The organism is Roseibium sp. (genome assembly GCF_025698965.1).
In the GTDB taxonomy this organism is placed as follows: Bacteria; Pseudomonadota; Alphaproteobacteria; order Rhizobiales; family Stappiaceae; genus Roseibium.
Window position 1 is genome coordinate 1 of the sequence record NZ_JAILWL010000673.1, and the last position, 2,537, is coordinate 2,537.

A 2,537-nucleotide genomic window follows, 5' to 3' on the forward strand; every position below is an offset into this window, starting at 1 on the left:
GACCATTGGTGGCAGACGGAATCGGGCTGGTGCATGGTCGGCAATCCCCTGGGGCTGAGGCAGCTGCCGGTCAAGCCTGGATCACCGACAGTGCCGATGCCAGGTTACGATGTTCAGGTTCTGGATGATGCAGGGCATCCGCTCGGTTCCAACACTCTCGGCAACATCGTCGTCAAGCTGCCGTTGCCACCTGGGTGTCTGCCGACACTGTGGAACGCAGACCAGCGCTTCTTTGACTCCTACCTCGCCGAATTCCCGGGTTACTACAAGACGGCGGATGCGGGCGTGATTGATGACGATGGTTATCTTTCGATCATGGCCAGGACCGATGACATTATCAATGTTGCGGGACACAGGCTTTCGACCGGTGGCATGGAGGAGGTGCTGGCAACACATCCGGATGTCGCGGAATGCGCTGTCATCGGCATTGCAGACAAGCTGAAGGGACAATTGCCGTGCGGTTTTGTCGTGCTGAAAGCCGGTGTGGAACGGTCTCACGACGAAATCGAAAAGGAACTCGTCAGACTGGTCCGCGAAAAGATCGGCCCTGTGGCGGCATTCAAGATCGCCATCACCGTGGAGCGGTTGCCTAAAACCCGGTCCGGCAAGATCCTTCGTGGAACAATGCGTCAGATTGCCGATGGTGAGAGTTACAAGATGCCGGCGACGATCGATGACCCCGCGATTTTGGATGAAATCAGTGACGCATTGAAATCACACGGGATTTGAGCCTGGGTGAATGAGGTGACGTTGCTGGAGGTCCGGAACAGCCATCGACAGCGCTAATTTTGGACACTAATGTCGGGCCGCCGCGTGGCGGCCCGCGTTCGTTGCGCGGCTTGAAATTTCAAATTTAGCCGTGAGGTTTTTCGTGTCTTTGGAAAATAAGGTCGCCATCATTACCGGTGCAGCCCGGGGGATCGGCTTTGCCGTTGCCAAGCGGTTTGTCATGGATGGCGCCAAGGTTGTGATCGCCGATATTGACGATGCAATAGGTGAAGAAGCAGCCGATGAGCTCAAGAGCCTTGGTGACGTGCTCTATATCCATTGCAATGTCGCAGAGCGACTGGATGTCCGCAATATGGTCGCTGAGACCCTGAACGCTTTCGGAGATATCGATATTCTGGTCAACAATGCCGGCATTGTTGCCGGTGCAGATTTTCTCGACGTCGAGGAAGAGGATTTTGACCGGGTTCTGTCCGTCAACCTGAAAGGTGCGTTTTTGTGCTCTCAGGCAGTTGCACGGCACATGGTCGAGAAGGTCGATAACGGCGGCGACCCGGGATGCATCATCAACGTTTCGTCGATCAATTCAGTCGTGGCAATTCCAAGCCAGGTTGCCTACTGCGTTTCAAAGGGCGGTATGACGCAGCTCACCAAGACAGCTGCGCTGTCTCTGGCTCAGTACGGGATCCGGGTGAACGCCATCGGTCCGGGGTCGATCATGACGGAAATGCTGGCCGCCGTGAACAGTGATCCGGCTGCAAAGAACCGGGTCATGTCCCGCACACCCATGTTGCGGATTGGGGAGCCTGCCGAGATTGCCGGCGTCGCGGCTTTCCTGGCGTCCGATGACGCGGGCTATGTTACGGGGCAGACGATCTTTGCCGATGGGGGGCGTTTGCCGCTGAATTATACGGTTGACGTGCCTGACGACAGCTGATCCTGTTGATCGACGGGTATTTGAAAGGAGACGGCGGTTACGCCGTCTCTTTTTGTTTGTCGGCGCCGAACTGAAGCCGTGCAAGCTTGGCGTAGAGACCTTTGGCAGCGCTGAGTTCGGCATGGGTGCCAGATTCGACGATGCGACCATCATCCATGACGATGATCCGGTCTGCTTTCAGAACGGTTGCCAGCCTGTGGGCGATCACCAGCGTTGTCCTGCCTTCCATCAGACGGTCCAGGGCTTGCTGGACCAGGTTCTCGCTTTCCGCGTCCAGGGCGCTTGTTGCCTCGTCCAGCAACAGGACAGGCGCGCTTTTCAAGACGGCCCTGGCAATCGCGATCCGCTGGCGCTGCCCGCCCGAGAGCGTGATCCCGCGTTCGCCGACAAGCGTGTCGTAGCCGTCCGTCATCGTCTCGATGAACGGAGCGGCCAATGCTGCCTTTGCCGCTGCGATGATTTCCTCGCGCGTGGCATCGGGTCTGCCATATGCGATGTTTTCCGCAATAGAAGCGCCAAAGATTGCCGTGTCCTGCGGGACCAGGGCAATATGTCGGCGCAGGTCTTCCGGATCGAGTTTCCTGAGATCCACTCCGTTAAGGCGGATAAGTCCTTCATTCGGGTCATAGTAGCGCATCAGCAAGCTGAACAAGGTCGACTTGCCCGCACCGGAGGGACCGACAACGGCAACGGTTTCTCCCGGTGAAACCTCGAGGGTCAGGTCCCTGACCACCGGCATGTTTCGGCTGTTCTGATAAGCGAAGGAAACTCTGTCGTAGGAGATGCTGCCCCGAGCAGCCTCGGGAAGCTTGACCGGATTGGACGGTGCACTGATCTCCGGCTGAATATCAAGGAGTTCGGACAGGCGTTCGGC

At 57.5% G+C, this 2,537-nt stretch carries 2 protein-coding genes and 1 pseudogene; 2 read left to right on the top strand and 1 reads right to left on the bottom strand.

The window, feature by feature from the left end:
* Positions 1–729 (top strand): annotated as a pseudogene (locus K5905_RS31440) (AMP-binding protein); the annotation flags it as partial.
* A 142-nt stretch (positions 730–871) separates the two neighbouring features.
* A complete protein-coding gene (locus tag K5905_RS31445) occupies positions 872–1,663 on the top strand; it encodes an SDR family NAD(P)-dependent oxidoreductase (RefSeq protein ID WP_297591652.1) in 792 nt (263 codons plus the stop codon).
* Between the two features lie 37 nt (positions 1,664–1,700).
* Here the strand turns inward: K5905_RS31445 and K5905_RS31450 are convergent.
* Positions 1,701–2,537, bottom strand: an 837-nt coding sequence (locus tag K5905_RS31450; protein WP_297591653.1) for an ABC transporter ATP-binding protein, incomplete at its 5' end; no start/stop codon positions are given.